We start from the raw sequence: 26,284 nt of genomic DNA on the forward strand, positions 1-26,284 counted from the left end.
GGCCTTACTGCCTTGACGACTGAAGTTTGAACCAACTGAGACATATAAGGAGACACATGCCATGACCCATCCCACCCGCCGCGACGCGCTGGGCCTGCTCGGCGCCGCGCCCTTCGCCCTGGCCGGCCGCGCGCACGCGCAGGACGCGGGCCGCTGGCCCGGCGCGCCGGTGCGCATCGTGATCCCCACGCCGCCCGGCGGCGCGCTCGACGGCACCGCGCGCCTGCTGGCCGAGCGCCTGGCCCCCGCCCTCGGCCAGCCGGTGGTGGTGGACAACCGCGCCGGCGCCAACGGCGCCATCGCCTATTCGCTCGTCGCCAAGGCGCCGCCCGACGGCCATACCTTCGTGCTCTCGCTCAGCAGCCTGGTGCTCACCAGCCTGATGGCGCGCGCGCCCGGCTACACGCTGCAGGAGCTGGCGCCGGTCTCGCTGGTGGCGATGCTGCCCAACGGCTTCGCCGTCTCGCGCAGCGTGCCGGCCACCGACGTGAAGCAGTTCGTCGAATGGGCGCGCACGCAGAAGAAGGGCGTGGACTACGGCACCAGCGGGCCGGGCAGCTCGGCCAACATCCTCGGCAGCATGTTCGCCCAGGCGGCCGGCATCCACCTCGTGCACGTGCCCTTCAAGGGCGAGGCGCCGGCGATCCAGGCCGCGCTGGGCGGGCAGATCGCCGTGGTCATCGGCGCCACCGGCACGCTCTCGGCCCAGGCGCAGGCCGGCCAGATGCGGATGCTGGCGGTGGCGCTGGACAAGCGCCTGCGCGACTTCCCCGACGTGCCCACCTTCGGCGAGTCGGGCTTCCCGCAGGTCAGCCTGACGGGCTGGTCGATGCTGGCCGCGCCGGCGGCCACGCCGCGCCCGATCGTCGAGCGCATGGCCGCCGAGGTCACGCGCATCGTGCAGTCCGACGACGTGGCGGCGCGCATCTTCGCCTACGGCTTCCAGCCCGAGGGCGGCACGCCGCAGGCGGCGCAGGGCTTCCTGCAGAGCGAGGCCACGCGCTGGGCGCAGGCCATCCGCACCACCGGCGTCACGATGGAGTGAGCCGCAGGCCGGGGCGCGCCCAGCGGCGGCGCGCCAGGCGGCCGGTGCGCGAGAGCGTGACGAAGGCGTCGCGCGCGTCGGCGCCGCCGAAGCAGATGTTGGTGGTCGAGCGGTCCGGCATCGACGCGCGCTCGACCAGCGCGCCCGCCGGGTCGATCACCGTGACGCCGGCGATGCCCGGCGCGCCGATGGTCGCCACGCAGACGTTGCCGCCGGCTTCCACCGCGAGCGAGTCGAACATGCAGTACGCGGCCGACGCGAACAGCATGTCGCCGGGGGTGAGCGCGGGCCAGCCGGCCAGCGCCAGCTCGCCCGGCCCACTGACGGCGAAGCGCCACACGCGCGCCGTCACCGTCTCGGCCACGTACAGGTGGCGTCCGTCGGGCGAGAGGCCGATGCCGTTGGGCGTGAGCATCGGGAACACCACCTCGCGGATCGCCGAGCCGTCGGCCTTCGCGTAGCAGATGCGTCCGCGTTCCAGCGCGTCGTGGCCCATCGAGCCGAGGTCGGTGAACCAGAAGCCGCCGTGCGCGTCGAACACGAGGTCGTTGGGGCTGGCCAGCGGCGTGCGGCCGGTGTGCTCGTACAGCCGCTCGACGCGGCCGCTGCGCAGGTCGATGCGCTCGATGCGCCCGCCCGAGTAGTCCGCCGCGCGGCCGTGCGGGAAGCGCCCGCCGTTCGGGTCGGTGTGCCACTGCATGCCGCCGTTGTTGCACACGTAGCAGGCGCCGTCGGGCCCGAGGGCGGCGCCGTTGGGGCCGCCGCCCGGGCGCGCGACCTCCTCCACCCGGCCGTCCGGGTGCCAGCGCGAGAGCCGGCCCGCGGCGATCTCCACGAACAGCACCGAGCCGTCGGCCAGCGCCACCGGTCCCTCGGGAAACTGCAGGCCCTCGGCCAGGATCTCCACCTCGTCTTGCTGCATGTCGATGCTCCTTTGCTTGCGTTCAGGCGCTGCGCCACTGCGGCGCGCGGCCCTGCGCGAAGGCCCGCGGGCCCTCGCGCGCGTCCTCGTGGGACAGCACGCGCCGCGCCGCCCCGGCCGCCGCGTCGCGCAATGCGGTCTCGTCGTCGAGCGCGCGGCGCGCCAGCGCCAGGCTCTCGCGCACCGCCAGCGGCGCGTTGGCCGCGATGCGCCCGGCCACGCGCAGCGCCTCGCCGCGCAGTTCGCCGGGCGGCACCAGGCGGTTGACCAGGCCGAGGCGGCGCGCCTGCGCCGCCGTGATGGCCTCGCCGGTGGCGATCATCTCCAGCGCCACGCCGCGCGGCAGGGCGCGCGGCAGCCGCCAGATGCCGCCCGCCGTCGCCGCCAGGCCGCGCTGCACCTCGGGCAGCGCGAAGCGCGCATGGCGCACCGCGATCGCGAAGTCGCAGGCCAGCACGAGTTCGAGCCCGCCCGCCACCGCGGCGCCGTTGACCGCCGCGATCCACGGCTTGGCGCGCCGCGCGAAGACGAAGCCGGCGAAGCCGCCCTCCGGCGTGGAGCGTTCGCCCGGCGCCGAGCCGGCGGCCAGCTCCTTCAGGTCGGCGCCGGCGCAGAAGGCCTGCTCGCCCGCGCCGGTGAGCACGGCGGCGCGGATGGCCGGGTCGGCCTCGACCGCCGCCACCATGTCCGCCATCGCGCGCGCCGCCGCGGCGTCGATCGCATTGCGCGCCCGCGGCCGGTTGATGACAAGCAGCGCCACGTGCCCGTGGTCGGTGCGCAGCACGGGGGCGGCATCGCTCATCGCACGGCCTGCGCGGCGCGCAGCGCCGCGATCTCGTCCTCGCCGAAGCCAGCCTCGCGCAGCACCGCGTCGGTGTGCTCGCCGATCGCCGGCGCGTGCGTGGGATGCGACTTCTGCGCCCCTTCCACGAGGAAGGGCGCGCTCACGGTCAGGCCCGTGCCCGGGATGCCCTCGCCCGGCACCAGGGCGCCGCACGCGCGCATCTGCCGGTCGTCCACCGCGTCCTCGCTGCGCGCGACCACGCCGACGGTCAGCCCCTCGGCCGCGAAGCGCTCGCTCCATTCGGCGCTCTCGCGGCCGGCGAACACCTCGTCGAGCAGCTCGCGCAGGGCCACGGCGTGGCGGCGGCGTTCGGCCACTTCGGCGAAGCGCGGGTCCTGCGCCAGCGCCGGGCGCTCGATGGCGCGCAGGAAGGCGGTCCAGTCGCGCTCCTCGGTCACCAGGCTCAGGATGAACCAGCGCCCGTCGCCGCAGCGGTAGAAGTTGGTGAGCGCGTTGCGCGGCGTGGTGCGCGGCTGGCGGTAGACGATGCGTCCGCCCACCAGCGCGCCCTGGATCGCCATGGCGTTGGCCCAGGCGCCGTTGGCCAGCAGCGAGGTGCTGACCATGCCGCCCTCGCCGGTGCGCTCGCGGCGGTACAGCGCGGTGGCGATGGCCGCGAACAGCGTGACGGCGGTGGGCTGGTCGCCCAGGCCGTTGGCGGGATTGGCCGGCGGCCCGTCGGCGTCGGGCCGGGTCAGGTCGGCCAGCCCGCTGCGCGCCCAGTAGGTGGTGGCGTCGAAGCCGGGCTTGGCGGCCTCGGGCCCGGTCTCGCCGTAGCCGGTGAGCGAGGCGTACACCAGCCGCGGGTTGAGCTCGCGCAGGCGCGCCCACGACAGGCCCAGGCGCTCGCGCACCGGCAGCGGGTAGTTGGTGATCAGCACGTCGGCGCCGCGCACCAGGCGGTGCAGCACGGCCTGGGCCTCGGGCTTCTTCAGGTCCAGCGCGATGGCGCGGCGGCTGCGCGCGCCCTGCATCCACAGGTAGTTGTGCGGCGAGTAGGCCAGGTTGGGGTTGAGCATGGTCTTGCGGAAGCCGTCCCCCTCGGGCACCTCGACCTTGACCACGTCGGCGCCGAAGTCCGCGAGCAGCGTGGCCGCCGCCGGCCCGGCGATGAAGCTGGCCACGTCCAGCACCTTGAGTCCCTTGAACACGCTCATCTGCTTCCCCTTGTGCGATGTCTCAGACCTTGAACGGATCCCACTCCACGCGCCCCAGCGCGGCCCAGCGCCGCCCGCACAGCAGCAGCAGGCCCGCCGACAGCAGCAGCGCGAGCAGGTACAGCGCACCCGGTGCCGACAGGCGCCCGGCCACCGTGCCTGCCAGCATCTGCCCGACCGGCATGGCGCCGTTGAAGGCCAGCAGGAACAGCCCGATCAACCCGCCGCGCGCCGCCGGCGGCACGCGCCGGTGCAGCAGGGCGCTGGTCGCGGTGCCGACGAAGGAGACGCAAAAGCCCAGCACGACGAAGCAGGCCAGCGCCACCGCCGGCGCGGCCGTGCCGCCCAGCACGGCGAGCGCCGCGGCGCCGCTCCAGGGCACGACCAGCAGCAGGCGCCGCGCGGCGGCCTCGATGTGGCGCGAGGACAGCAGTAGCGCCGCCACCAGCGCGCCGCCGCCGGCGGCGGCGAAGAAGCGCCCCGTCCAGCGCGGCGCGTCGCCGTACACGGTGCCGGCCAGCACCGGGATCAGCGTCTGGTAGGCGCTCACGCACAGCGCCACGCAGGTCACCACCGGCAGCAGCAGCGTGCCGAGCCGGTCGCTGCGCAGGAAGCGCCAGGCCATGCGCAGGCCGCCGCCCTCATGCGCGTGCAGGCCGGCCGCCGCGGCGGGCGAGGGCAGGCGCGCCACGCACGCGAGCATGAAGCCGGTGGCCGCCGCCGCGAGCCCGAAGGCCCAGGCCGGGCCGAGCGGCTCGAACATCACGGCGGCCAGGCCGGGGCCGAGCGTGCGCGCCAGCAGGAAGGCCACGGTGTTCAGCGCGATCGCGCTGGACAGCTGCGCCGCGCCGCTGACCATGTGCATCAGCAGCAGCTGGCGCGACGGCACTTCCATGCCGGCCAGCACGCCCCGCAGCGCCGCCGCGCCCAGCAGCAGCGCCAGGGGCAGCGCGCCCGCCAGCGCGGCCGCGCACAGCCCGAGCGCCACCGCCGCCGCGCCGCACAGCACCGCCAGGGTGATGCGCCGCGCGTTGGCGGCGCCCAGGCGGGCGCTGACGAGCGGCGTGACGAGCACGCCGGGGCCGTACAGCAGCAGGTTGAGCAGGCCCAGCATGGTGGGCGAGCGCGTCGCCTGCCACACCAGCAGGTTCAGCGTGATGTCCAGCACCCAGCTGCCCAGCATGGACACCAGCTGGCCGGTCAGGTACAGGCGGGTGGAGCGGTCCTCGAGCGCGGGAAACCAGTGGCCGGCCACGCGCGCGCCCTGCTCCCGCGCCTCAGGCCGCCAGCGACTGCTGCTCGGAGATCGGCACACCGTCGTTCATCAGGTCGCAGTATTCGGTCATGCCCAGCACGGTGCGGCCTTCGCAGGTGTATTCGGTCAGGCTCTCGGTGATGCGCGTGTAGGTGCGCCAGTCGGCGGCGCCCACCTTGCGGTGGCGCAGCGGCACGGTGGTGAGCACGCGGCCCTGCAGCTCGTAGGTGCGCTGCGCGGTCGTGACCCGGGCCGTGAGGCCCTGCGGGTACCACTGCGCGTCGTAGTGCGTCTCGATGCGGCCGTCGATCACCGGCTCGTAGACGCCGCCGCGCAGCACGTTGCCGCTGATGCGGTCGGGGCCGCCCTCGGGCCGGCCCTTGATCGACAGCAGGATGCCGAAGTCGCGCGAGAAGGTGACGGGCAGCCACTTGTACCAGAAGAAGCTGTGCCAGTGGCGCGGGCCCCAGGACTTGTCGCGGTAGCCGGTGCCGCCGCTGAAGGGGTGGCGCACGCCGTCGACGGTGATGTGCCCCTCGACCGCCATGTTCTGCTCGGTGTGGCCGCGGTAGACGGCGTGCTCGGGGTCGAGCTCGATGGGCTGCCCGTCGGGGCCGACGATCTCGCCGCCGTGCATCGGCGAGACGCCCTCGAAGTCCAGCTCGATCTCGGCCGGGCGCTTGGGGTAGCGCTTGAAGGCGCTGCTCGGGTCGGCCATGGCGAGCGGGTCGTCCATGATCAGCAGCTCGCCGCGGTAGCGCACCCGGTGGTGCCTGAAGGGCTCGATCACCTCGAAGCGCATGCCGGCCGCGTCCATCGCGTCGTTGCCCGTGATGGCCGGGCGCGAGAACATGAAGCCCACGCGCCCGTCGGGCAGGTAGACGCAGCAGCTCATCTCGGCATGCCCCTCGTTCGGCCGGTTGCCGATGCGCACCCAGGCGCCGATGCGACGCGCCGAGTCGAAGGCGTTGAAGTACATGCTCTCGTTGTAGTTGCCCACGGGCTCGGGCGGATGGGTGTATTCGTCGCGCGGGTCCAGGCGCAGGGTGGTGCCGGGAGGCATGTACATGGGCGGGTCCTTTCAGTGGGCTGCCAGTTCAAGTCTGGCGATCTGGTTGCGGTGCACCTCGTCGGGGCCGTCGGCGATGCGCAGCCCGCGCGCCTGCGCATAGGAGCGCGCGAGGATGAAGTCCTTCGACAGGCCGGCGGCGCCGTGCGCCTGGATGGCCCAGTCGATCACCTGGCAGGCCATCGCCGGCGCGGCGACCTTGATCATGGCGATCTCCTTGCGCGCGCCCTTGATGCCCACGGTGTCCATCTTCCAGGCGGCGTGCAGCGTGAGCAGGCGCGCCTGGTCGATCAGCACGCGCGCCTGCGCGATGCGTTCCATCGTCACGGTCTGGCCGGCCAGCGGCTTGCCGAAGGCCACGCGCGCCTTGGAGCGGGCGCACATCAGTTCCAGGCAGCGCTCGGCACGGCCCACCAGCCGCATGCAGTGGTGGATGCGGCCGGGGCCCAGGCGCCCCTGCGCGATCTCGAAGCCGCGGTCCTCGCCGAGCAGGATGTTCTCGACCGGCACGCGCACGTTCTCGTAGAGCACCTCGGCGTGGCCGTGCGGCGCGTCGTCCCAGCCGAACACGTCGAGGTTGCGCACGACCTGCACGCCCGGCGTGTCGCGCGGGATCAGCAGCATCGACTGCTGGCGATGCTTGTCGGGGTTGGCCGCGTTGGTCTTGCCCATGAAGACGATCAGCTCGCAGCGCGGGTCGGCGATGCCCGAGGTCCACCACTTGCGGCCGTTGACGACGTAGTGGTCGCCCTCGCGGCGGATCTCGGCCTCGATGTTGGTGGCGTCGGACGAGGCGACGCCAGGCTCGGTCATCGAGAAGCAGGAGCGGATGCGCCCGTCCAGCAGCGGCCGCAGCCAGCGCTCCTGCTGCGCCGGCGTGCCGTAGCGCGCCAGGATCTCCATGTTGCCGCTGTCGGGCGCCGAGCAGTTGAAGACCTCCGGCGCCATCGGCGAGCGGCCCATGATCTCGGCCAGCGGCGCGTACTCGCGGTTGGAGAGGCCGGCGCCGTGCTCGGCGTCGGGCAGGAACAGGTTCCACAGGCCCTCGGCGCGGGCGCGCGCCTTGAGCGGCTCGAGCTGCTCCGGCCGGCCCTCGGCCTGGTACACGTGGTCGTCCATGAAGCGCGTGAGCCGCTCGATCAGCGCTCGCGCGCGGGGCGTGTGTTCAAAGTCCATCGCGGTGGTGGAAGTTCGGTGGCAGGCCCGGCCGCGGCCAGGCCACGGCGGCCAGCCGGCCGGTGGAGGAGAGGGTGACGAAGGCGGTGCGCATGCCGGCCCCGCCGAAGCACAGGTTGGTGGCGAAGCGGTCCGGCATCGGCACGTGCTCGACCGCGTCGCCCGAGGGAGAGACGACCGTGATGCCGCCGTCGTGCAGGGTGGCCACGCAGATGCGGCCATCGGCCTCGACGGCCAGCGAATCGAACATCCGGTAGCCCGGCAGGCCGGCCACCAGGGTGCCGCCGTGGGGCGCGGGCGAGTCGGGCGCGCGCGCGATGCGGCCCGGGCCGGCGATATCGAAGGCCCACAGGCGCCCCGGACCGGTCTCGGCCACGTACAGGCGGCGGCCGTCGGGCGACAGCCCCACGCCGTTGGGCGTGGTCATCGGGTGGATCACCTCGCGGCACTCGCTGCCGTCGATGCGCGCCCAGCAGATCGCGCCGTGGTCCATGTCGCGCGTGCGGCGCTTGCCCAGGTCGGAGAACCACAGGCCGCCGTCGGCGTCGAACACCAGGTCGTTCGGCCCCTTCAGCGGCGCCTTGTCGCTGTGGGTGTAGAGCGTGCGCGCCGCGCCGCTGGCGAGGTCCACGCGCACGATGCGCCCGCCCGCATAGCCGGGCGGCTGCAGGCCGGGGTGCAGCGTGCCGTCCTCGTGGCGGTGCCACTCGTAGCCGCCGCCGTCGCAGACGTAGCAGGCGCCGTCCGGGCCGATGGCCGCGCCGTTGGGCCCGCCGCCGACGTCCGCGACCACCTCGCGCCGGCCGTCGGGCCGCACCCGCGTGAGCCGGCCCGCGGCGATCTCGACCACCAGCACCGAGCCGTCGGCCAGTGCCACGGGGCCTTCGGGAAACGCCAGTCCTTCGGCGAGGATGTCGATCTTCATCGGAGTGCCTTCCCGAACCATCCGCGCACGCGCCTACAGGCCGAGGTAGGCCGCGCGCACGTCGGGGTGCGCGGCGACCTCGGCCGCCGGCCCGTGCATCACCACCTGGCCGTTCTGCAGCACGTAGGCGCGGTCGGCGGCGCCCAGCGCCATCTCGGCGTTCTGCTCGGCCAGCAGCACCGACACGCCGGTCGCACACACGTGCCGCACGAAGGCGGCGATCTCCTGCACCACCAGCGGCGCGAGGCCGAGCGTGGGCTCGTCCAGCATCAGCACGCGCGGGCGCGCCATCAGCGCGCGGCCGATCGCCAGCATCTGCTGCTCGCCGCCGGACAGGGTGCCGGCGCGCTGCAGCCGGCGCTCGCGCAGGCGCGGGAACCAGCGGTACACGCCCTCGCGCTGCGCGGCGCGCAGCGCCAGGTCCCGTCCGAGGTCGCCCAGGTCGAGGTTCTCCTCCACGTTCAGCTCGGGGAACACGCGCCGCCCTTCGGGCGACAGTGCCAGGCCGGCCTCGATGCGCTGGCGCGTGGCCAGCGCATCGAGGCGCCTGCCGTGCAGCTGCAAGCCGGCGTCGGCGTGCGGCACCAGGCCGAGCAGCGCATTGAGCAGCGAGGACTTGCCTGCCCCGTTGGCGCCCACCAGCGCCACCACCTCGCCGCTGCGCACCTCGAGCGCCACGCCGTCGAGCGCCAGCGTGGCGCCGTAGCGCACCGACAGGCCCGCCACCTGCAGCGCCGGCGTCATGCGGGCACCTCCGCGGCGTCCTGCTGCTGCGCGTGCGCGCCGCCCAGGTAGGCATCGACCACCGCCGGCATGCGCGCCACCGCCTGCGGCGTGCCGTCGGCGATCTTCACGCCGTGGTGCAGCACCACCACGCGGTCGACCAGCGCCATCAGCATCTTCAGGTTGTGGTCCACCACGACCAGCGTGAAGCCCTTGTCGCGCAGGCCCGAGAGCACGCCCGCCAGGCGCGTGGCCTCGACGTGGTTGAGGCCGGCGGCCGGCTCGTCGAGCAGCAGCACGTCGGGCCCGGCGGCCAGCGCCATCGCCACGCCCAGCAGCTTCTGCTCGCCGTAGGGCAGGTTCGCCGCGAGCTCGTCGCGCCGCGCCAGCAGGCCCACTTCGGCCAGGCAGCCCAGCGCGTGGGCCATGCGCTCGCGTTCGCGCTCGCGCCAGGCGCGGGTGCGCAGCAGCGCGCCGGCCAGGCCGGCGGGCCGGTGCATGTGGCTGGCGATGGCCATGTTCATCGCCACCGTCTGGCCCGCGCACAGCGCGGTCTGCTGGAAGCTGCGCACCACGCCCAGCCGCGCCACGCGGTGCGGCGCCTGGTGCGCGATGTCCCGGCCGAAGCCGCGGATGCTGCCGGCGCTGGGCGGCAGGAAGCCGCTGAGCATGCTCAGCAGGGTGGTCTTGCCGGCGCCGTTGGGCCCGATCAGGCCGACGATCTCGCCGGCGCGCACGGCGAAGGAAACGTCCTGCACCGCCTTGAGCCCCTTGAAGTGCCGGCTGGCGCCCGCCAGCTCGAGCACCGTGGCCTGGCGCGGCGTGCGCGGCGCCACCGGCGCCGGCGCTGGCCAGTCGCGCGCACTGCGGGCCGCCAGGCGCCGCGCGAGCGCCGGCCGCGCCGCGAGCCAGCCGACCAGGCCGCCGGGCAGCACGCGCACCACCACCAGCAGCAGCACCGCGAAGGCCGCGAAGTTCAGGTCGCCCAGGAAGCGCAGCCACTCCGGGATCACCGCGAACAGCATGCCGCCGAGCATCGGCCCGACCAGCGTGGCCTTGCCGCCGAGGATCACGCCCAGGATGCCGGTGGCCGAGTAGCCCACGCCCAGCAGCGAGGGCGAGAGCACGAACACCTTGGGGATCAGCAGCCCGCCGGCGAACGAGGCCACCGCACCCGACAGCGCGACGTTGAGCACGCGCGAGCGCGCGCTGGCCACGCCCAGCGACTCGGCCAGCGCGGGCGCCTCGCGGATCGCCGTCCAGGCGCGGCCGGTGGCGCTGTCGCGCAGGTTGCGCAGCAGCACGAACACCACCGCCAGCGAGGCGCCGACCACGAACAGGTAGCCCTGCTGCGCGTTCCAGTCGAGCCAGTCCGGCAGCGGCAGCGGCGCCGCATTCACCATCAGGCCCATCGGGCCGCGCGTCACGTCGACCCAGTTCATCACCAGCAGCACCAGGATCTCGGCCACCACCAGCGTGGCGATGGCGAAGTAGGCGCCGCTCAGCCGCGCCGAGACCACGCCGATCAGGCCGCCCAGCAGCAGCCCGGGCAGCAGGCCCAGCGGCAGGCAGGCCCAGTAGTTCCAGCCGTAGCGGGTGACCAGCACGCCCACCGTGTACGCGCCGAGCCCGAGGAAGGCCGCGTGCCCGAAGCTGACGTAGCCGAGCTGGCCGAAGGTGACCGACACCGCCAGCACGAAGACCGCGAGCACGCCGGCGTAGGCCGCCACGTCCAGCAGGTAGGTCGAGGTGAGCGCGGCCGCCAGCAGCGCGGCGGCGGCCACGCCCAGCAGCACGTCGCGCAGGGTGCGGCTCATCGCGCGCCCCCCGCCAGCCCCTGCGGGCGCACCAGCAGCACGACCAGCATCAGCGAATAGACGGTCATCGCGGCCAGGCCCTCCTCCATCGCCAGGCCGAGCAGCGCCTCGGCCACGCCCACGCCCAGGGCGCACAGCACGGCGCCGCCGGCGCTGCCCAGCCCGCCGAGCACCACGATCACGAAGGCCTTGATGAGCACCGCCTGGCCGAGCATCGGCGAGTAGGAGGCGATCGGCGCCAGCAGCGCGCCGCCGAGCCCGCCCACCGCCGCGGCCAGCACGAAGGCGCGCGTGCCGACCGAGCGGACGTCGATGCCCACCACGCGCGCCGCGTGCTCGCTCTGGGCCAGCGCCCGCATCTCGACGCCGAAGCGCGTGCGCCGGGCCAACTGGTCGAGCAGCGCCAGCGCGGCGATGCTGGCCCCGATGACGAACAGCCGCTGCGCGGTGAGGCCGACGCCGGCCAGGTCGATGCGGCCCGCGAGCCCGTCCACCCGCGCCGGCGCCGGCCCCCAGACCGAGAGCACGGCCTGGTTCACCAGCACGCCCACCGCGAAGGTGGTCAGCAGGATGTCGGTGCGCCCGTCGGTGCGGCGCAGCAGCGGCGACACCGCCAGCGCGTCGAACAGCCAGCCGGCGAGCGCGCCCACCGCCATCGCCAGCGGCACGGCGGCCAGGTAGGGCAGGTGCAGGCGCTGCGTGGCGAGCACCACCGTGAGCGCGCCCAGCATCACCACCTCGCCGTGGCCGAAGTTGATGATGTGCAGCACGCCGAAGGCCAGGGTGAGCCCGAGCGCGATCAGCGCATAGCCGAAGCCGACCGACAGGCCGTTGAGCAGTTGCTGGAGCAGGACCTCGCTCATTGGATAACCTTCGTGCTTCGCACTGCGGTGCGAGCCCCCTTCGGGGCGGCCGGGCGGGGGCTCATGGCGGGACGTGCGCGGGCCTCAATCGCCGACGACGATCCGGCCGTCCTTGACGGTCAGCGCGACCCACTTGTCCGAGGTGGCCTGGTTGCCCGGGAAGCGCAGCGGCCCGCGCGGCGAATCCCAGGTGCCCTGGCGCAGCGTGGCGGCGAGCTTGGCGGTGTCGGTCGCGGTGCCGGCGGCGCGGATCGCCTGCCCCAGCACCCAGATGCTCTCGAAGCCCAGGAAGTCCACCTTGCCCGGCGGCGCCTTGAACTTCGCTTCGTAGGCGGCGACGAACTTGCGGTTGGTCTCGGTGTCCATCGTCGGCGCCCAGATGTCGAGCGTGAAGGCGCCCTCGGCCGCCGGGCCGGCCACCTGGATCAGCGCCGGCGTGACCGAGCCCGGCAGGATGCAGCGGCGGGCCTGCACGCCGGCCTCGGCCAGCGTGCGCAGCAGGTTGCCGCCCTGCTCGGGCGCCGAGAAGGCCATGCAGACGACGTCGGGGTTGGCCGCCTTCACGCGCGAGGCGAGCGTGCTGAAGTCGGTCTGCTTGAGGATCTCGTACAGCTCGGTGGCGACCACGGCGCTGCCGAAGGCGCCCTTCATGTCGGCGATGATCGAGCGGCCGTAGTCGCCGTTCTCCACCACCACCGCGAGGCGCTGCGGGCGCACCTTGTCCTTCAGGTACTTGTTGAACACCTCGCCGTCGGTGGCCACCAGCGGGTTGAAGCGGAACGCGCGGTCGTACTGGGTGATCTGCGGCGCCTTGGTCACGGCCGCGAGGAACATCGCGCCGCCCTGCTGCGCCACCTGCATCACGCCCAGCGAGACGGCGGTGTTGATGGCGCCCACCACCACCGATACCTTGTCCTCGCCGATGAGCTTGCGCGCGGCGGCCACGCCGTCGGCGGGCTGGTAGTTGTCGTCGTAGACGATCAGCGCCATGCGGCGCCCGTTCAGCACGCCGCCGCCGGCATTGAGCATCTCGGCCGCGACCTGCGCGCCGTTGCGGCCCTGCTGGCCCAGCATGGTCTTGATCGGGTAGAGCACGCCGACCCGGACGTCCTGCGCCCAGGCCGTGCCGGCCAGCGCCGAACCCAGCACCAGGGCCGCGGCGGCGCCCCGTCGGACGAACGAAAGCAAGCTGCGCATCATGTCTCCTTTAATGGTTCTACCATTAGAATTCCATGCCCTGCCTGGCGCATGGGGGAAAGTACCGAGGCCACGCTCCGCGGCGGGGCGGCGCCTCAGGACGGCACGCGCAGCCAGGCCTTGCCCACGGTCGCGCGGCCTTCCAGCGCGGCCAGCGCCTCGGGCGCCTGCGCGAAGTCGAAGGGCTGGCCCGGCATGAGCCGGATGCGGCCCTGCGCGTGCCAGCCGTACACCTCGCGCGTGAGCTGCGCGGCCAGCGCGAGGTCGCGCTTGCGCACCTCGCCCCACAGCACGCCGACCGCGCTGGCGTTGTGCAGCAGCAGCCGGTTGGCCGGCAGCGGCGTGAGCGTGCCGCCGGCGAAGCCGATCACCAGGTAGCGCGCGCCGAAGGCCAGGCAGCGCAGGCTCTGCGCGCCGACCTCGCCGCCCACGGGGTCGTAGATCACGTCGGCGCCGCCCGGCGCGGCGCGGCGGAAGGCATCGACCCAGGCCGGGTCGGCGTAGTCGAGCGCGGCGTCGGCGCCGGCGTCGAGGCAGGCCTGCCGCTTGCGTTCGCTGCCCGCGGTGGCGATCACGCGCGCGCCCAGGAGCCGGCCCAGCTGCAGCGCCGCGCTGCCCACGCCGCCGGCGGCGGCATGCACCAGCAGCGTCTCGCCCGGCGCGAGCCGGCCGGCCACGCGCAGTGCGTACAGCGAGGTCGGGTAGTTGCTGCGCAGCGCGAGGGCGTCGCCCGCGTCCATGCCCTCGGGGATGGCGACCGCCTCGGCGCGCGGCACCAGCGCGTACTCGGCGAAGCCGCACTGGCGCGAGGAGCTGGCGACGCGCGTGCCGACCGGGATCTCGCCGCCCTCGCCCGCGACCACGGTGCCCACCACCTCCGAGCCCGGCGTGAAGGGCAGCGGCGGCTTGATCTGGTACCTGCCGCGCACGATCAGCGTGTCGCCGAAGGCCAGGCCGGCGGCCTCCACGCGCACCAGGTACTGGTCGGGGCCGGGCCGCGGCACCTCGACCTCGCGCAGCTGCATGCGGCCCGCCTCGGTGATTTCCTCGACGCGCCAGGCGCGCATGGTGCGGGGGATGCCGCTCACCGGGACACCTCCGCGCCGGCCTGTTCCGCCGCCTGCCAGCCGGCCTGCGCGGTGGCCTCCACACGCGTGGCCACCTGCGCGGCGCGGCTGTTGGCGGCGTTGCCGTCGAGCGCGCGGCGGGCCACGCCCTGCTGGATCGCGGCGAGCCGGAACATGTTGAAGGCCATGTGGTAGCTCCAGTGGGGGATGTCGTGCCGTTCGCCGCCGCGGGCGCGCCCGTAGTCGGTGACGTGCTCGGCCTCGGTGGGAATGCCCTCGGGCAGGGGGTCGAGGCCGGCCAGGGTGCGGTGCGTGCCGAGCTGCAAGCGCCAGGACAGGCAGTGGTAGGCGAAGTCCACCAGCGCGTCGCCCAGCGTGGCGAGCTCCCAGTCGAGTACCGCCACGATGCGCGGCTCGCTCGGGTGGAACACCAGGTTGTCGAGCCGGAAGTCGCCGTGCACCAGCGCCGTGCCCTCCTGCGGCGGCACATGCGCGGGCAGCCAGTCGATGAGGCGCTCCATGGCGTCGATGCGGCGCGTCTCGCTGGCACGGTACTGGCGCGTCCAGCGCTCGAGCTGGCGCGCGATGTAGCCGCCCTCGCGCCCGAAGCCCTCGAGCCCGCGCGCGCGCCAGTCCAGGCCGTGCAGCGCCGCCATCACGCGCGCCATCTCGGCGTAGTGCGCGCGGCGCTGCGCGGGCGCCATGCCGGGCAGCGTCTGGTCGGTGAGGATGCGGCCCTCGGCGAAGTCCATCAGGTAGAAGCTGCTGCCGATCACGGCCGGGTCCTCGCACAGCACGCGGGCGCGCGGCACCGGCACGGCCGAGCCCTCCAGCGCCCGCAGCACGCGGTACTCGCGCTCCACCGCGTGCGCCGAGGGCAGCAGCGTGCCGGCGGGCTTGCGCCGCAGCACCAGCCGGTGCGCGCCGGCGTCGACGAGGAAGGTGGGGTTGGACTGGCCGCCCTCGACGCGCCGCAGCTGCAGCGCGCCGTCGAAGGGGCCGATCTCGCGGCGTACGAAGGCATCGAGCGCGGCGGTCTGTTCGGGTGAATCCGGCACGGGGCGTCTACGGAGAAATCCGTACTTTCGATGGTTGAACCAATGAGATACTAACGCATTCCCCTCAATGACAACAGGAGACAGACCATGGCCATGAGCCGTCGCGATGTGATCGCCGCAGCGCTGGGCACGCTGGGCACCGGCGCGTTCGACCTCGCCGGCGCGCAGGCGCCGACCTTCCCGTCGCAGCCCGTGCGCTTCATCATTCCCACGCCGCCGGGCGGCGGGCACGACACGATGATGCGGCTGGTGGGCCAGAAGCTCACCGAGGCGTGGGGGCAGCCGTCGGTGGTCGAGTCCAAGCCCGGCGCCAGCGGCGCCATCGCCGCCACCACCGTGGCCCAGGGCGCCGCCGACGGCCACACGGTGCTCATCGGCTACAGCGCGCTGATCAGCAATACCGTGCTGCTGCCCAAGACCGGCTATCGGCTGGACGAACTGCGCCCGGTGTGCATGCTCGCGCTCACGCCGATCGCCATGGGCATCCGGGAGAGCCTGCCGGTGAGCACGCTCAGGCAGTACGTGGCGCTGGCCAAGACGCAGCCGGGCAAGCTCTCGTACGGCTCCTACGGGCCGGGCTCGGGCGGCCACTTCGTCGGCGAGCTGTTCAACATGGCGGCCGACCTCGACACCGTGCACGTGCCCTACAAGGGCGAGGCGCCGGCGCTGCAGGACCTGCTGGCCGGCCAGATCGACGCGGCCTTCACCTCGGTGGGCGGCGTCAGCCGCTACCCCGGCAAGATCAAGCCGCTAGCCCTGGCGAGCGCCAAGCGCTTCGCCGGCTACCCCGACGTGCCGACCTTCGCCGAGCTGGGCTACCCCGCGGTCGACATGCCCGGCTGGGCCGGCGCCTTCGTCCCGGCGAAGACGCCCGACGCGGTGGTGAAGAAGCTCACCGCCGAGCTGACCCGCATCACCATGCTGCCGGACGTGCGCGCCAAGCTGGTCGAGTTGGGCTTCGAGTCGGTGGACTGGAGCCCGCAGAAGACCAGCCAGTTCATGAAGGACCAGCTCGCGCTGGTGCGCAAGCTGGTCGATTCGGGCCGCGTGAAGCTCTGAATCCGGCGGCGGCCCGCGCCGGCGGGCCGCCGTCCCGGACGGTTCGCGCCTTCTCAGCCCAGCAGCGCGCGGCCGTTGGCCAGCACCTGCACGTCGCGCTCCTGCACGCGGGCGCGGAAGGCGACCTCCTCGGCGCCCAGGCGCCAGCACTCCAGCAGCAGCGTCTCGCCCGGGTACACCGGCGAGGTGAGGCGTGCGCGGATCGAGCGCAGGCGCGCCGCGTCGTGGCCGCAGCAGCCGGCCAGGATGCCGCGGCAGGCGTTGCCGTAGGTCGCCAGGCCGTGCAGGATCGGCCGCGGGAAGCCGGCCTTCGCCGCCACCGCCGGATCGACGTGCAACGGGTTGATGTCGCCCGACAGCCGGTACAGCAGCGCCGCGTCGGCGCGCGTGGGCAGCGCCAGCGTGATGTCCGGCGGGCCCGCGGGCGGCTCGGCCGCGGCCGGCGCCGGCGCGTCGCCGCCGCCGTGCTTCGAGAAGCCGCCGTCGCCGCGCAGGAACAGCACCTGCTCGACGGTGGCGACCAGGCCGCCGTCGGCCTCGTCGGTCAGCGTCTTCTCCACGTGCATCACCGCACCCTTGCCCTCGCCCTTGTCGACGATGCGCGCCACGCGGCTCTCGCCCACCAGCGTGGCGGCGCCGGGCAGCGGCCGGTGCAGCACCACCGACTGCTCGCCGTGCACGAGGCGCACGAAGTCGATGCCCAGCTCGGTGCGCTCGCGCATCCAGAAGCCGGGCGAGGCCAGCACCGCAGCCATGGTGGGCACGGCGACCAGGTCCTTCTCGTACACGTAGCGCAGCTCCTGTGCGTCCAGCGGGTCGGCGCCGAAGCCCACGCCCAGGGCGTAGAGGATGCTGTCCTTCGCCGTGTAGGCATGGCGCACCGGCCCCGAGCGCCAGGCCCGGGTCTTCTCGTAGTCGATCATGTCGGCTCCTGTCTTGCGGGCCAGCGGAAGGCCGCGGGCTCCTTGGCGGCGAAGCGGCGCACCGCCTCGCGGAAGTACGCGCTCGAGCCGGCGATGGCCTGCGCGCCGGCCTCCATCTCGAGCAGGGTCGGCAGGTCGCTGTGCAGCGAGGCGGCCAGCGCCGCCTTCGACAGGCTGAACGCGGTGGGCGAGCCGCCCTCGAAGGCCTGGGCCAGAGCCAGCGCGCGGGGCATCAGCGCCTCGGGCGGCAGCGCCTCGAGCGCGATGCCCATGCGCACCGCCTCCTCCGCGCCGAACTCGCGCGCCGAATAGATCAGCTCGCGCGCGCGCGGCAGGCCGACCGCGCGCGGCAGCGTGTACCAGGCGCCGACGTCGGGCACCAGGCCGATGCGGTGGAACACCATGGCCATGCGCGCGCGCTGGCTCACCAGCACGATGTCGGCCCACAGCGCCATGCTCAGGCCGGCGCCGAAGGCCACGCCGTCGACGGCGCACACCAGCGGCTTGTCGAAGGCGGCGAAGCGCTCGGCCAGCTCGCGATAGCGCGCCATGCCGGTGCGGCGCTCCTCGACCGTGCGCTGCCCGCCCTCGCCCATGCCCTTGACGTCGCCGCCGGCGCAGAAGTCGCCGCCGGCGCCGGTGAGCACCAACGCGCGCACCGCGTCGTCCAGGCGCAGCTCGCGCAGCAGGTTCGTCAGCCGGTCGGTGGTGGCCGCGTCGATGGCGTTCTTGAAGCCCGGCCGCGACAGCGTGAGCACCGCCACGCCGCCAATGCGCTCCTGCAGGACCGTCTCGCCACTCATCTCAGTGCCCCACGACGCAGTTTTCCGTTCGGTCCGCACGGGATGCAGTGCAGCCTGCCGCTCGCTCCGAAGGCCGCGGAGCAGGCCATGCGGGAACATCCGCGGAACCGGCTTGGCCGGGCCGCAGGATGTGCCCCCTGGAGGGGGTTGGCGAAGCGGAACGAAGTCCGCGAAGCCTGGGGGTGCTCCATATCAAAGGCTGATGTGGAAGCCGCCGTTGACGCCGAGATGCTGCCCGGTGACATAGCTCGCGCCGTCGGACAGCAGGTACACCACGCTCTTGACCACCTCCTGCGGCGTCGACCAGCGCCCCAGCGGGATCTGCGCCAGCATCTGGTCGCGGAACTTCTCGCCGCGCACCACCTCGGTCATCGGCGTCTCGACCACGCCGAAGCAGATCGAGTTGGTGCGGATGTTGTAGCGGCCCCATTCGCGCGCCGCCGTCATCGTCATGCCCAGCAGGCCGGCCTTGGCCGCGGCATAGTTGATCTGGCCGATCGAGCCCTTGCGGCCGGCGTCCGAGGAGATGTTCACCACCGCGCCGCCGCTGGTGTCGCCGCCCTTGGCGCGCTCGATCATGTGGCGGCCGGCGGCGCGCATCCAGTAGAAGGAGCCGGTGAGGTGCACGTCGATGACCTCCTGCCACTGCATGTCGGTCATCTTGTCGATCATGGCCGGGCGGATGATGCCGGCGTTGTTCACCAGCCCGTGCACGGCGCCGAAGCGCGCGACGGCATCGGCCACGGCGCGGTCGGCCACGGCCGGGTCGGCCACGCTGCCCTGCACGCCCATGGCCCGGCCCGAAGGCAGCGCCTCGAGCGTGGCGGCCAGGGTCTCGCCGTTGAGGTCCACGGCCACGACGTTGGCGCCGAGGGCGGCGGCGGTCTCGGCGATGCCACGGCCGATGCCCTGGCCGGCGCCGGTGACGACGATGGTGCGCCCTTGCAGGCTGACGATGGGGTCCACGTGCTGCTCCTTTTTTGATGTACGATGGTTGAACCAATGATATTCTAAGATCCATTCTTCAGCCGGAGCAACTGAATGAGCATCCATCGCAAGGCCTGCATCGCGGGCGCCTACGAGCATCCCACGCGCAAGGCGCCGGACAAGACGGTGGCCCAGCTGCACGCCGAGTGCGCGCGCGGCGCACTCGAGGACGCGGGCCTCACCCTGAAGGACGTGGACGGGTATTTCTGCGCCGGCGACGCGCCGGGCCTGGGCGCCAACAACATGGCCGACTACCTGGGCCTGACGCGGCTGCGCCACGTCGACAGCACCGACACGGGCGGCTCGGCCTACCTGATCCACGTGTCGCACGCGGCGCAGGCGATCGCCGCCGGCAAGTGCGACGTGGCGCTCATCACGCTCGCCGGCCGCCCGCGCAGCGAGGGCTCCAGCGGCGTGGCGCCGCGCCTGGTCACGCCCAACACGCCGGACGTGCCCTGGGAGATGCCCTACGCGCCCGTCACCGTCAACATGTATGCGCTGGCGGCGGCGCGCCACATGCACGAATTCGGCACCACCGCCGAACAGCTGGCCTGGATCAAGGTCGCCGCCGCGGCCCATGCGCAGCACAACCCGAACGCGATGCTGCGCGAGCCCGTCACGGTGGAGGAGGTGCTGGCCTCGCCGATGATTTCCGACCCACTGCACAAGCTGGACTGCTGCGTGGTCAGCGACGGCGGCGGGGCGCTGGTGGTGGTGCGCCCGGAGATCGCGCGCACGCTCAAGCGGCCCATCGTCAACGTGCTGGGCGCCGGCGAGACCATCAAGGGCCAGCTCGGCGGCCAGGTCGACCTGACCTGGTCGGGCGCGGCCGTGAGCGGCCCCATCGCCTTCGAGGAGGCGCGCGTGAAGCCGTCGGACATCCAGTACGCCTCCATCTACGACAGCTTCACCATCACGGTGCTGATGCAGCTGGAGGACCTGGGCTTCTGCAAGAAGGGCGAGGGCGGCCGCTTCGTGGCCGACGGCAACCTGATCTCCGGCACCGGCAGGCTGCCCTTCAACACCGACGGCGGCGGCCTGTGCAACAACCATCCGGCCAACCGCGGCGGCATCACCAAGGTGATCGAGGCCGTGCGGCAGCTGCGCGGCGAGGCGCACCCCAGGGTGCAGGTGCCCGGCTGCACGCTCGCCCTGGCGCAGGGCACCGGCGGCCTGCTCGGCTCGCGCCACGGCAGCGCCACGCTCATCATGGAAAGGCAGTAACAAGCGATGACCACTCCCTCCACCGACCGTCCGCTCGCCGCGCCGCAGGTCGACGCGGCCACCGAGCATTTCTGGGCCAGCGCGAAGCAGGGCCTGCTGGTCACGCGCGTGTGCACCGCCTGCGGCAAGCCGCACTGGTACCCGCGCGCCCTGTGCCCCTTCTGCCTGGGAGAGACCGAATGGCGCGCCCTCTCGGGCCGCGGCACGATCTACAGCGTGAGCGTCACCCGCCGCGCCGGGCCGATCCCCTACGCGATCGCCTACGTGGCGCTGGAGGAAGGCATCACGATGCTGACCAACATCGTCGACTGCGACCTCGACAGCCTGAGGATCGGCCAGCCGGTGGAGGCCGTCTTCAAGCCGGCCGACGGCGGCGCGATGGTGCCGATGTTCCGCCCGGCCTGAGCCCGCGATGGACACGCTGGACTACCGTGTCGAGGACGGCGTGGGCTGGGTGCGCTTCACGCGCGGCCAGATCCACAACCCGCTGGACGTGCCGCTGCGCAGCGACCTGATGGAGGTGCTGGCGCAGGTGCGCGACGATGCGCAGGTGCGCGTGCTGGTGCTCACCGGCGGCGCGGGCGCGTTCTGCGCCGGCGGCAACCTGCAGGCGCTGCGCGAGCACGTGGACGCCGGGCCGGCCTACTGGCAGCAGCGCATCCAGGCCGGGCTGCGGCTGAGCGACGACCTGCTCAACCTCGGCCGGCCGGTGATCGCGGCGATCGACGGGCCGGCCATCGGCGCCGGCTTCGCGCTGGCGCTGTGCGCCGACCTGCTGGTGGGAACGCCGCGCGCGAGGTTCTGCATGGCGCACCTGCGCCTCGGCCTGGTGCCCGACCTCGGCGCGCTGTACCTGCTGCCGCGCGTGGTCGGGCTGCAGCGGGCGCGCGAGCTGACCTACTCCACACGCGAGGTCGATGCGCAGGAGGCGCTGCGCCTGGGCCTGCTGATGGAGGTGTGCGAGAGCGATGCGCTGGAGGCGCGCGTGCGGGCTATCGCGCAGAGCATGGCGCGCGCCGCGCCGGCGGCGGTGGCCCTGGCCAAGTCGATGCTCAACGCCTCGCTGGACGGCGACCGCCGCAGCGCCTTCGCGCTGGAGGCGGCCAGCCAGGCCGCGGCCTTCGCGGCCGAGGAGCCGCGTGCGCAGATCGAGGCAGCGCTGGCCCGGCAGCGCCCGGCCTTCGCTGGTTTCCCGCGTGTGCGGGAGGGCGGCGGCGCCTGACACCGCTGCGCACTCAGCCGAGGCGCGCGAAGAAAGCTTGCGCCTTGGCCGCAGCGCGGCGCGCCTTCTCCGCCGGGGCCAGCGCGGCGTCGGCGATGACCGGGGTTTCCAGCTCCAGTTCCGTCCCCGGCGGCAGCGCCCGCACCAGGCCCGCCAGATCGAGGCCGCCGTCGCCCAGGTACATGCGGCCCTGCATCGCCTCGTCGAAGAGCGACAGCGAGTCCGGCCGCCGGGCGGCCGCATCGCACAACTGCGCGATCGGCACGCGGCCGGGCGCCAGCGCCGCCACGTCCGAAGGCCGTGCGCCCGAGCGCGCCAGATGCAGCGCGTCGATCAGGAGGCCCACGTTGTCGGCAGCGCCGCTCCGCTCGATCACGTCGAGCGTGTCGGGCATGCTCTTCAACGCGCTCATCGGCATGAACTCGATGGCGATGCGCACGCCCGCGTCGGCCGCAGCCCGCGCGTAGCCGGCCAGCAGGCGCGCGACGCGTGCCAGGTCGGGCTCGAAGCAGCCCTGCATGATCAGGGGCGCGCCCACCCGCGTCGCCGCCTCGACGTTGCGCAGCAGGTGCTGCGCCTCGGTGGCGGGCGAGATGTAGTAGCCGCTGATGCTGGAGATCCGCACGCCGAGCGCCCCGGCATGTTCGCGCAGGCGCTCCAGGTCCTGCGACGCGGGATCGACCGAGGGCCAAGAGTCGCCGGGGTTACGGCCGCTCACGCGCAGGCCGGCGGCGCCGAAGCCCGCGGCCGCGGCGGCATCCAGCACCTCCATGGGCGCGGCCTGGGCGCCGAGCGTGAGGAAGCCGAGCGTGAGGTCGTGCGTCTTCATGGCCGATGTCATTCGGGCAGCACGCGCGCACGCCGCAGTTCGTGCAGCCGCTCGATGAGCACGGCCTCGGTGTCGATGCAGTCGTGGAAGCCGGCGTTGCGGATCCTGCGGGTCTCCAGCACGATGTCGTGGCCCTGGCGCAGCATGTAGTCCATCCAGCGCCAGTCCACCACGCGCGCGATGTCCACCGGCGCCAGCCCGTGCTGCCGGGCGATGCGGTCCCACAGCGGCTGCTGGTGGGGCATGAGCTCGGCCAGCGGCACCGTCTTGGGCTCGTCGCAGGCCATGCCCAGCGCCTGCGCCAGCGCCGGCCAGGTGCGGCGCCAGCGCGTCGGGTCGCCGTTGGCGACGTTGAAGGCCTCGTCCTGCGCGGCCGGCGCGTCGGCGGCCCAGGCGGCAGCGGCACCGATCTGCGAGGCGTCGGCGATCTGGTGCAGCGCGTCGTAGGCCGCCGCGCTGCCCGGGAAGCGCAGCGGCAGGCCGAGCGCCTTGCACGCGGCCGCGTACAGCCCGATGCCGAGCACCAGGTTCATCGGGTTGCCCACGGCATGGCCGGACACGAAGGGCGGGATCAGGTTGACCCAGCGCCAGGGCCGGCCGCGGCCGGCCTCGCGCAGGAAGTCCTCCTGGTCGTAGTAGAAGTTGGGCGGCAGCTGGCGGGGATCGCTCTCGCGGCAGGGCGTGCGCGATGCGCCCCACTGGATGCCGTAGAACTTCGCGCCGGTCACCAGCACCACCTTGCGCAGGCCGGGCGCCGCCGCTTCGGCGGCATGCACGGCATGGCGCAGCATCGCCAGGTTGGGGGCCACCTCGGCCGCCCGGTCGGCCGCCTGCACGTAGGCGGCGTAGAACAGGTGCGTGATGCCGGGATGGCCGGCGAGCGCGGCGCGCGCCTGCTGCGCGTCGGACAGATCCACCTCGATGCCCTGCGCGCCGGGCACGGCGGCGCCGCTGCGGCTGGCGCACAGCACGCGCCAGCCGTCGGCCGCCAGCCGCGTGGCGATGCCGCGGCCCACGATGCCGCTGGCGCCGGCCACCAGCGCGACGCGCTCCGCCGTCACGTCCGCCATGCCGTCAGCTGTTGAGCGTGATGTTCAGCCGCTTGATCAGCTCGCCCCAGGTCTTGCTGTCGGCGAGCACCACCTTGCGGAAGGCCTCGCCGTGCACCTGGGTCGGCACGCCGCCGCCGCGCCGCACCGACTCCTGGAAGGCGGCGTCGGCCTGCATGTCGGCCACCGCCTTGAGCAGCTTCGCCGACACCGCCGGCGGCAGCGGGGCCGGAGCGACCATGCCGAAGAGCTGCTCGGGGATGCGCGCGGACAGGCCTGCCTCGGTGAGGTTGGGCACGTCCGGCAGCGCCGGATCGCGGCCCTCGCCGGTGACGGCCAGCGCACGGATGCGCCCGGCCTGGATGAGCGGCAGCGAGGTGGCGAGCGAGGCGATCGTGTACTGCACGTCGCCGGCCATCATGGCCGCGTCGGTCTCGTTGCCCGTCTTGTAGGGCACGTGCACCGCGCGGATGCCGGCCGCCGCGTTGAACTGCTCGACCGCCAGGTGGATGCTGTTGCCCACGCCGCTGGAGCCGAAGTTCAGCGCACCGGGCTTGGACTTGGCCAGCGCGATGAACTCCTCGAGCGTGTTCACGCCCAGCTTGGGCGACACGGTGAGCACCTGGCGCGAGGTCTGGATCAGCCCGAGGTAGGTGAAGGACTTCTCGACGTCGTAGCCCGGGCTCTTGATCAGATGGGGCGCCGAGGTCAGCGAAGTCGTGGTTCCCATGCCGATCACGTAGCCGTCGGGCTGCGCCCGCGCCACCGCGGCCATGCCGATGGTGCCGGAGCCGCCGAACTTCTGCTCGACCACCACGCTCTGCCCGAGCCGCCGGCCCAGGTCGGCGGCGATCAGGCGCGCCAGGACGTCCACGGCGCCGCCGAAGGGCGTGACCAGCGTGATCGGCCGCTCGGGCCAGTTGCCCTGGGCATGCGCCAGCGGCGCGGCGCCCGCCAGCACGGCGGCGCCCGAGGCGAGGCGGATCAATGCGGCGCGGCGGTCGATGGAACGGGTGGCAGGCATGCGCGCTCTCCTGGGGGATCGGTCGTTGAATGACAAAATATTAATGGACTAACCAATAATCCATAAACAGGGGTTTGCCCCAAATCGCCCGGGTGGCCGCCAGGAGCCGCAGGCGGCCGATCCTGCCCAGGGAGGTCGCTTTTCTCCCGCTGTCTGTGCTAGTATAATCTAATGGTTGAACCAATTTTGAGGCAATGACCATGCTGAAGCACGAAGACAACGAACTGCTGGTGCGCGTCGGCCCCAAGACGGCGATGGGCGAGCTGATGCGCCTGTACTGGCTTCCGTTCCTGCTCTCCAGCGACGTTCCGCCCGACGGCGAGCCCTACCGCGTCCGTCTGCTGGGCGAGGACCTGGTGGCGTTCCGCGACCGGGAAGGCCGTGTGGGCCTGGTCGACCAGGCCTGCCCGCACCGCGGCGCGCCGCTGGTCTTCGCGCGCAACGAGGAAGGCGGCCTGCGCTGCGTCTATCACGGCTGGAAATTCTCGGTGGACGGCCGATGCCAAGAGATGCCCGCCGAGCCGGCAAACTCGCCCATGCTCGACCGCGTGCGCGTCAAGGCCTATCCGGTGCGCGAGCGCAATGGCGTGCTGTGGGCCTACATGGGCCCCGACGAGGCCCCGCCCGAGCTGCCGAGCATGGAATGGAACATGGTGCCGCCCGAGAACGTCCACGTGTCCATGCGCATCCAGGACTGCAACTGGCTGCAGGCGCTGGAAGGTGAGATCGATTCGGCGCATGCGGCCATCCTGCACGGCCGGGTGGACGCCGGCGGCAGCATCGACCAATGGAAGCAGGCCGCCGACCTCGCCCCCCGGTTCGAGGTCGTGCAGCACGACGCGGGCCTGCACGTCGCGTCCCGGCGCAAGCTCGACGGGGACAAGAACTACATCCGCGTCAACCAGTTCCTGATGCCCTTCTGGACCCTGGTCCCGCCCTTCTCCCAGTACCCCGAGCTGAGCGGCCACGCCTGGGTGCCGATGGACGACGAGCACACGCTGTGCATCATGTTTTCCTACCACCCGGCCCAGCCGTTCTACGAGAAGACGCGCAAGCTCTTCGTGGACGGGCACAACGGCCGCGAGACCGGCCATGCCTCGGCCAACTCGTTCGAGCCGCGGCCGGTGACCTTCCCGTATCACACCTACTGGAGCAAGTTCAATCGAGAGAACGCCTACGGCTATTCACCGGAGCTGTCCCGCAGGTACAACGCGGGCATGCCGGGCCTGTGGCTGCAGGACGCCGCCTGCCAATCGGGCGTGTCGGCCATCTACGACCGCAGCAAGGAGAACCTGGGTGTGAGCGACAGCGGCGTGGCCCGCACCCGCCGCGTCCTGCTGGAAGCGGTCAAGCGCCTGGCGGCCGAAGGCACGCGCCCGGCCTCCGTGGAGGATCCGTCCAAATTCCTGGTGCGCGCGATCTCGATCACGGTTGCGGAAGGCGGCGACTGGATGGCCGCGGGCGGAGAGTTCATGCGCGCGGAGCCTGGCAAGGACTTCGGTTACGCGCCCTGAGGGCGCGGCCGGCTCATACGGCACGGCGTTGCTTCGCCTGGCCGTACGTCGCGTCGGCACTGTCTGCGGCTTCGCGCCTCGTTCTCACCCGGATTGCAAACCCGTATCAGGCCTCTTCGCTCACCGTCCGGACCCGCGTGCCCGTGCCGTCGACGACAAAGCAGCCGGCGCCGGCCGGATCGGGGTCCAGGATGCCGCCGTACTCGGTCATGAGCAGGTGGGCGATCTCCTGCCAGTCCTCGGGGTGGCCCTCGGCCGCCACGTTGTCGAGCCAGACATAGCGGGTGGCCCGGTAGGTGCGGCCGGCGGCGTCTTCCACCTGGAAGACGCGGTCGGCGATTGTCTTCGTGTCCATCGGCAACTCCTGTGGGCGGCCGGCGTCTCCGCCCCTGAAGCCCGGGACAGGGCGGCCGCCAATTGCGCAATGGTAATACCAATCAATAAGCCAAGGCAAGCCGCCGGCGGCGGCGCCGGGCGCCTCAGGCTTCGGTGAGCGACTGCGCGGCGACCACGGCCTCGGTGCGGTTGCGCA

General features: G+C 73.1%; 26 protein-coding genes. 6 read left to right on the plus strand and 20 right to left on the minus strand.

The window, feature by feature from the left end; all coding sequences use genetic code 11:
• Positions 1-61: 61 nt before the first annotated feature.
• Positions 62-1,045: a Bug family tripartite tricarboxylate transporter substrate binding protein gene (locus ACIY1X_RS09800; RefSeq protein ID WP_399680127.1), complete on the plus strand. Its 984-nt coding sequence runs from the start codon at positions 62-64 to the stop codon at positions 1,043-1,045.
• Here ACIY1X_RS09800 and ACIY1X_RS09805 read toward each other — a convergent pair.
• The 13 genes from ACIY1X_RS09805 to ACIY1X_RS09865 all read right to left on the minus strand — a co-directional run bounded on the left by ACIY1X_RS09805 (position 1,032) and on the right by ACIY1X_RS09865 (position 15,118).
• Positions 1,032-1,967, minus strand: a complete 936-nt coding sequence (locus tag ACIY1X_RS09805) for an SMP-30/gluconolactonase/LRE family protein (RefSeq protein WP_399680129.1) — start codon at positions 1,965-1,967, stop codon at positions 1,032-1,034. The genes ACIY1X_RS09800 and ACIY1X_RS09805 overlap by 14 nt on opposite strands.
• A 22-nt stretch (positions 1,968-1,989) precedes the next feature.
• A complete protein-coding gene (locus tag ACIY1X_RS09810; RefSeq protein ID WP_399680131.1) occupies positions 1,990-2,769 on the minus strand; it encodes an enoyl-CoA hydratase-related protein in 780 nt (259 codons plus the stop codon).
• Positions 2,766-3,968, minus strand: coding sequence for a CaiB/BaiF CoA transferase family protein (locus ACIY1X_RS09815; RefSeq protein WP_399680133.1), 1,203 nt, complete (start codon positions 3,966-3,968; stop codon positions 2,766-2,768). Before ACIY1X_RS09815 ends, ACIY1X_RS09810 begins: the two co-directional genes overlap by 4 nt.
• A 22-nt stretch (positions 3,969-3,990) precedes the next feature.
• Entirely contained in the window at positions 3,991-5,223 is a 1,233-nt protein-coding gene (locus ACIY1X_RS09820; RefSeq protein WP_399680134.1) for an MFS transporter, read from the minus strand.
• Positions 5,224-5,245: 22 nt separating this feature from the next.
• Entirely contained in the window at positions 5,246-6,292 is a 1,047-nt protein-coding gene (locus ACIY1X_RS09825) for a hypothetical protein (RefSeq protein ID WP_399680136.1), read from the minus strand.
• A gap of 12 nt (positions 6,293-6,304) precedes the next feature.
• On the minus strand, positions 6,305-7,468 hold the full coding sequence (locus ACIY1X_RS09830) for an acyl-CoA dehydrogenase family protein (protein WP_399680138.1): 1,164 nt from the start codon (positions 7,466-7,468) through the stop codon (positions 6,305-6,307).
• Positions 7,458-8,393: an SMP-30/gluconolactonase/LRE family protein gene (locus ACIY1X_RS09835; RefSeq protein WP_399680139.1), complete on the minus strand. Its 936-nt coding sequence runs from the start codon at positions 8,391-8,393 to the stop codon at positions 7,458-7,460. Before ACIY1X_RS09835 ends, ACIY1X_RS09830 begins: the two co-directional genes overlap by 11 nt.
• A 33-nt stretch (positions 8,394-8,426) precedes the next feature.
• Positions 8,427-9,137 (minus strand): ABC transporter ATP-binding protein, encoded by a 711-nt coding sequence (locus ACIY1X_RS09840; RefSeq protein ID WP_399680140.1) that lies wholly within the window; start codon positions 9,135-9,137, stop codon positions 8,427-8,429.
• Positions 9,134-10,933 (minus strand): ATP-binding cassette domain-containing protein, encoded by a 1,800-nt coding sequence (locus tag ACIY1X_RS09845; RefSeq protein ID WP_399680142.1) that lies wholly within the window; start codon positions 10,931-10,933, stop codon positions 9,134-9,136. Before ACIY1X_RS09845 ends, ACIY1X_RS09840 begins: the two co-directional genes overlap by 4 nt.
• The gene (locus tag ACIY1X_RS09850; RefSeq protein ID WP_399680144.1) at positions 10,930-11,796 is read right to left on the minus strand and encodes a branched-chain amino acid ABC transporter permease; all 867 of its coding nucleotides are present in this window, start codon (positions 11,794-11,796) and stop codon (positions 10,930-10,932) included. Before ACIY1X_RS09850 ends, ACIY1X_RS09845 begins: the two co-directional genes overlap by 4 nt.
• 84 nt (positions 11,797-11,880) lie before the next feature.
• Positions 11,881-12,993 carry an ABC transporter substrate-binding protein gene (locus ACIY1X_RS09855; protein WP_399680146.1) on the minus strand — a complete coding sequence of 371 codons (1,113 nt, stop codon included), beginning with the start codon at positions 12,991-12,993 and terminating at the stop codon, positions 11,881-11,883.
• A gap of 95 nt (positions 12,994-13,088) precedes the next feature.
• Positions 13,089-14,081 carry an NADPH:quinone oxidoreductase family protein gene (locus ACIY1X_RS09860; RefSeq protein ID WP_399680148.1) on the minus strand — a complete coding sequence of 331 codons (993 nt, stop codon included), beginning with the start codon at positions 14,079-14,081 and terminating at the stop codon, positions 13,089-13,091.
• The gene (locus ACIY1X_RS09865; protein ID WP_399680150.1) at positions 14,078-15,118 is read right to left on the minus strand and encodes a phosphotransferase; all 1,041 of its coding nucleotides are present in this window, start codon (positions 15,116-15,118) and stop codon (positions 14,078-14,080) included. Before ACIY1X_RS09865 ends, ACIY1X_RS09860 begins: the two co-directional genes overlap by 4 nt.
• An 87-nt stretch (positions 15,119-15,205) precedes the next feature.
• On the opposite strand from ACIY1X_RS09865, the gene ACIY1X_RS09870 reads away from it, so the two are divergent.
• Positions 15,206-16,177, plus strand: a complete 972-nt coding sequence (locus ACIY1X_RS09870) for a Bug family tripartite tricarboxylate transporter substrate binding protein (RefSeq protein WP_399680151.1) — start codon at positions 15,206-15,208, stop codon at positions 16,175-16,177.
• A 53-nt stretch (positions 16,178-16,230) separates the two neighbouring features.
• Here ACIY1X_RS09870 and ACIY1X_RS09875 read toward each other — a convergent pair whose 3' ends face one another.
• From ACIY1X_RS09875 to ACIY1X_RS09885, 3 genes are all read right to left on the minus strand, one after another.
• On the minus strand, positions 16,231-17,100 hold the full coding sequence (locus tag ACIY1X_RS09875) for a MaoC/PaaZ C-terminal domain-containing protein (protein WP_399680153.1): 870 nt from the start codon (positions 17,098-17,100) through the stop codon (positions 16,231-16,233).
• On the minus strand, positions 17,097-17,903 hold the full coding sequence (locus ACIY1X_RS09880; protein WP_399680155.1) for an enoyl-CoA hydratase/isomerase family protein: 807 nt from the start codon (positions 17,901-17,903) through the stop codon (positions 17,097-17,099). The genes ACIY1X_RS09875 and ACIY1X_RS09880 overlap by 4 nt, the downstream gene beginning before the upstream one ends.
• Before the next feature lie 192 nt (positions 17,904-18,095).
• A complete protein-coding gene (locus ACIY1X_RS09885; RefSeq protein WP_399680157.1) occupies positions 18,096-18,869 on the minus strand; it encodes an SDR family NAD(P)-dependent oxidoreductase in 774 nt (257 codons plus the stop codon).
• A 75-nt stretch (positions 18,870-18,944) separates the two neighbouring features.
• Between ACIY1X_RS09885 and ACIY1X_RS09890 the strand changes: the two genes are divergently transcribed.
• Genes ACIY1X_RS09890 through ACIY1X_RS09900 form a run of 3 tightly spaced genes read left to right on the plus strand, consistent with a single transcriptional unit; the run spans position 18,945 to position 21,336 of the window.
• Entirely contained in the window at positions 18,945-20,114 is a 1,170-nt protein-coding gene (locus ACIY1X_RS09890; RefSeq protein ID WP_399680159.1) for a thiolase domain-containing protein, read from the plus strand.
• A gap of 6 nt (positions 20,115-20,120) precedes the next feature.
• Positions 20,121-20,519, plus strand: coding sequence for a Zn-ribbon domain-containing OB-fold protein (locus tag ACIY1X_RS09895; RefSeq protein ID WP_399680161.1), 399 nt, complete (start codon positions 20,121-20,123; stop codon positions 20,517-20,519).
• A 7-nt stretch (positions 20,520-20,526) separates the two neighbouring features.
• Positions 20,527-21,336 (plus strand): enoyl-CoA hydratase/isomerase family protein, encoded by an 810-nt coding sequence (locus tag ACIY1X_RS09900; RefSeq protein WP_399680163.1) that lies wholly within the window; start codon positions 20,527-20,529, stop codon positions 21,334-21,336.
• 13 nt (positions 21,337-21,349) lie between these two features.
• Here the strand turns inward: ACIY1X_RS09900 and ACIY1X_RS09905 are convergent, their stop codons facing one another.
• The 3 genes from ACIY1X_RS09905 to ACIY1X_RS09915 are packed head-to-tail and all read right to left on the minus strand — an operon-like array spanning position 21,350 to position 24,238.
• The gene (locus ACIY1X_RS09905) at positions 21,350-22,165 is read right to left on the minus strand and encodes a sugar phosphate isomerase/epimerase family protein (RefSeq protein ID WP_399680164.1); all 816 of its coding nucleotides are present in this window, start codon (positions 22,163-22,165) and stop codon (positions 21,350-21,352) included.
• Between the two features lie 8 nt (positions 22,166-22,173).
• Positions 22,174-23,235, minus strand: a complete 1,062-nt coding sequence (locus ACIY1X_RS09910) for an SDR family oxidoreductase (RefSeq protein ID WP_399680166.1) — start codon at positions 23,233-23,235, stop codon at positions 22,174-22,176.
• Between the two features lie 4 nt (positions 23,236-23,239).
• The gene (locus ACIY1X_RS09915; RefSeq protein ID WP_399680168.1) at positions 23,240-24,238 is read right to left on the minus strand and encodes a Bug family tripartite tricarboxylate transporter substrate binding protein; all 999 of its coding nucleotides are present in this window, start codon (positions 24,236-24,238) and stop codon (positions 23,240-23,242) included.
• A 200-nt stretch (positions 24,239-24,438) separates the two neighbouring features.
• Between ACIY1X_RS09915 and ACIY1X_RS09920 the strand changes: the two genes are divergently transcribed.
• Positions 24,439-25,752: a Rieske 2Fe-2S domain-containing protein gene (locus ACIY1X_RS09920; protein ID WP_399680170.1), complete on the plus strand. Its 1,314-nt coding sequence runs from the start codon at positions 24,439-24,441 to the stop codon at positions 25,750-25,752.
• Between the two features lie 106 nt (positions 25,753-25,858).
• On the opposite strand, the gene ACIY1X_RS09925 is transcribed toward ACIY1X_RS09920, so the two are convergent.
• The gene (locus ACIY1X_RS09925; RefSeq protein ID WP_399680172.1) at positions 25,859-26,107 is read right to left on the minus strand and encodes a hypothetical protein; all 249 of its coding nucleotides are present in this window, start codon (positions 26,105-26,107) and stop codon (positions 25,859-25,861) included.
• Positions 26,108-26,284 lie beyond the last annotated feature (177 nt).

Origin of the sequence: Xenophilus sp., assembly GCF_044462705.1 — a bacterium.
In the GTDB taxonomy this organism is placed as follows: Bacteria; Pseudomonadota; Gammaproteobacteria; order Burkholderiales; family Burkholderiaceae_C; genus Xenophilus; species Xenophilus azovorans.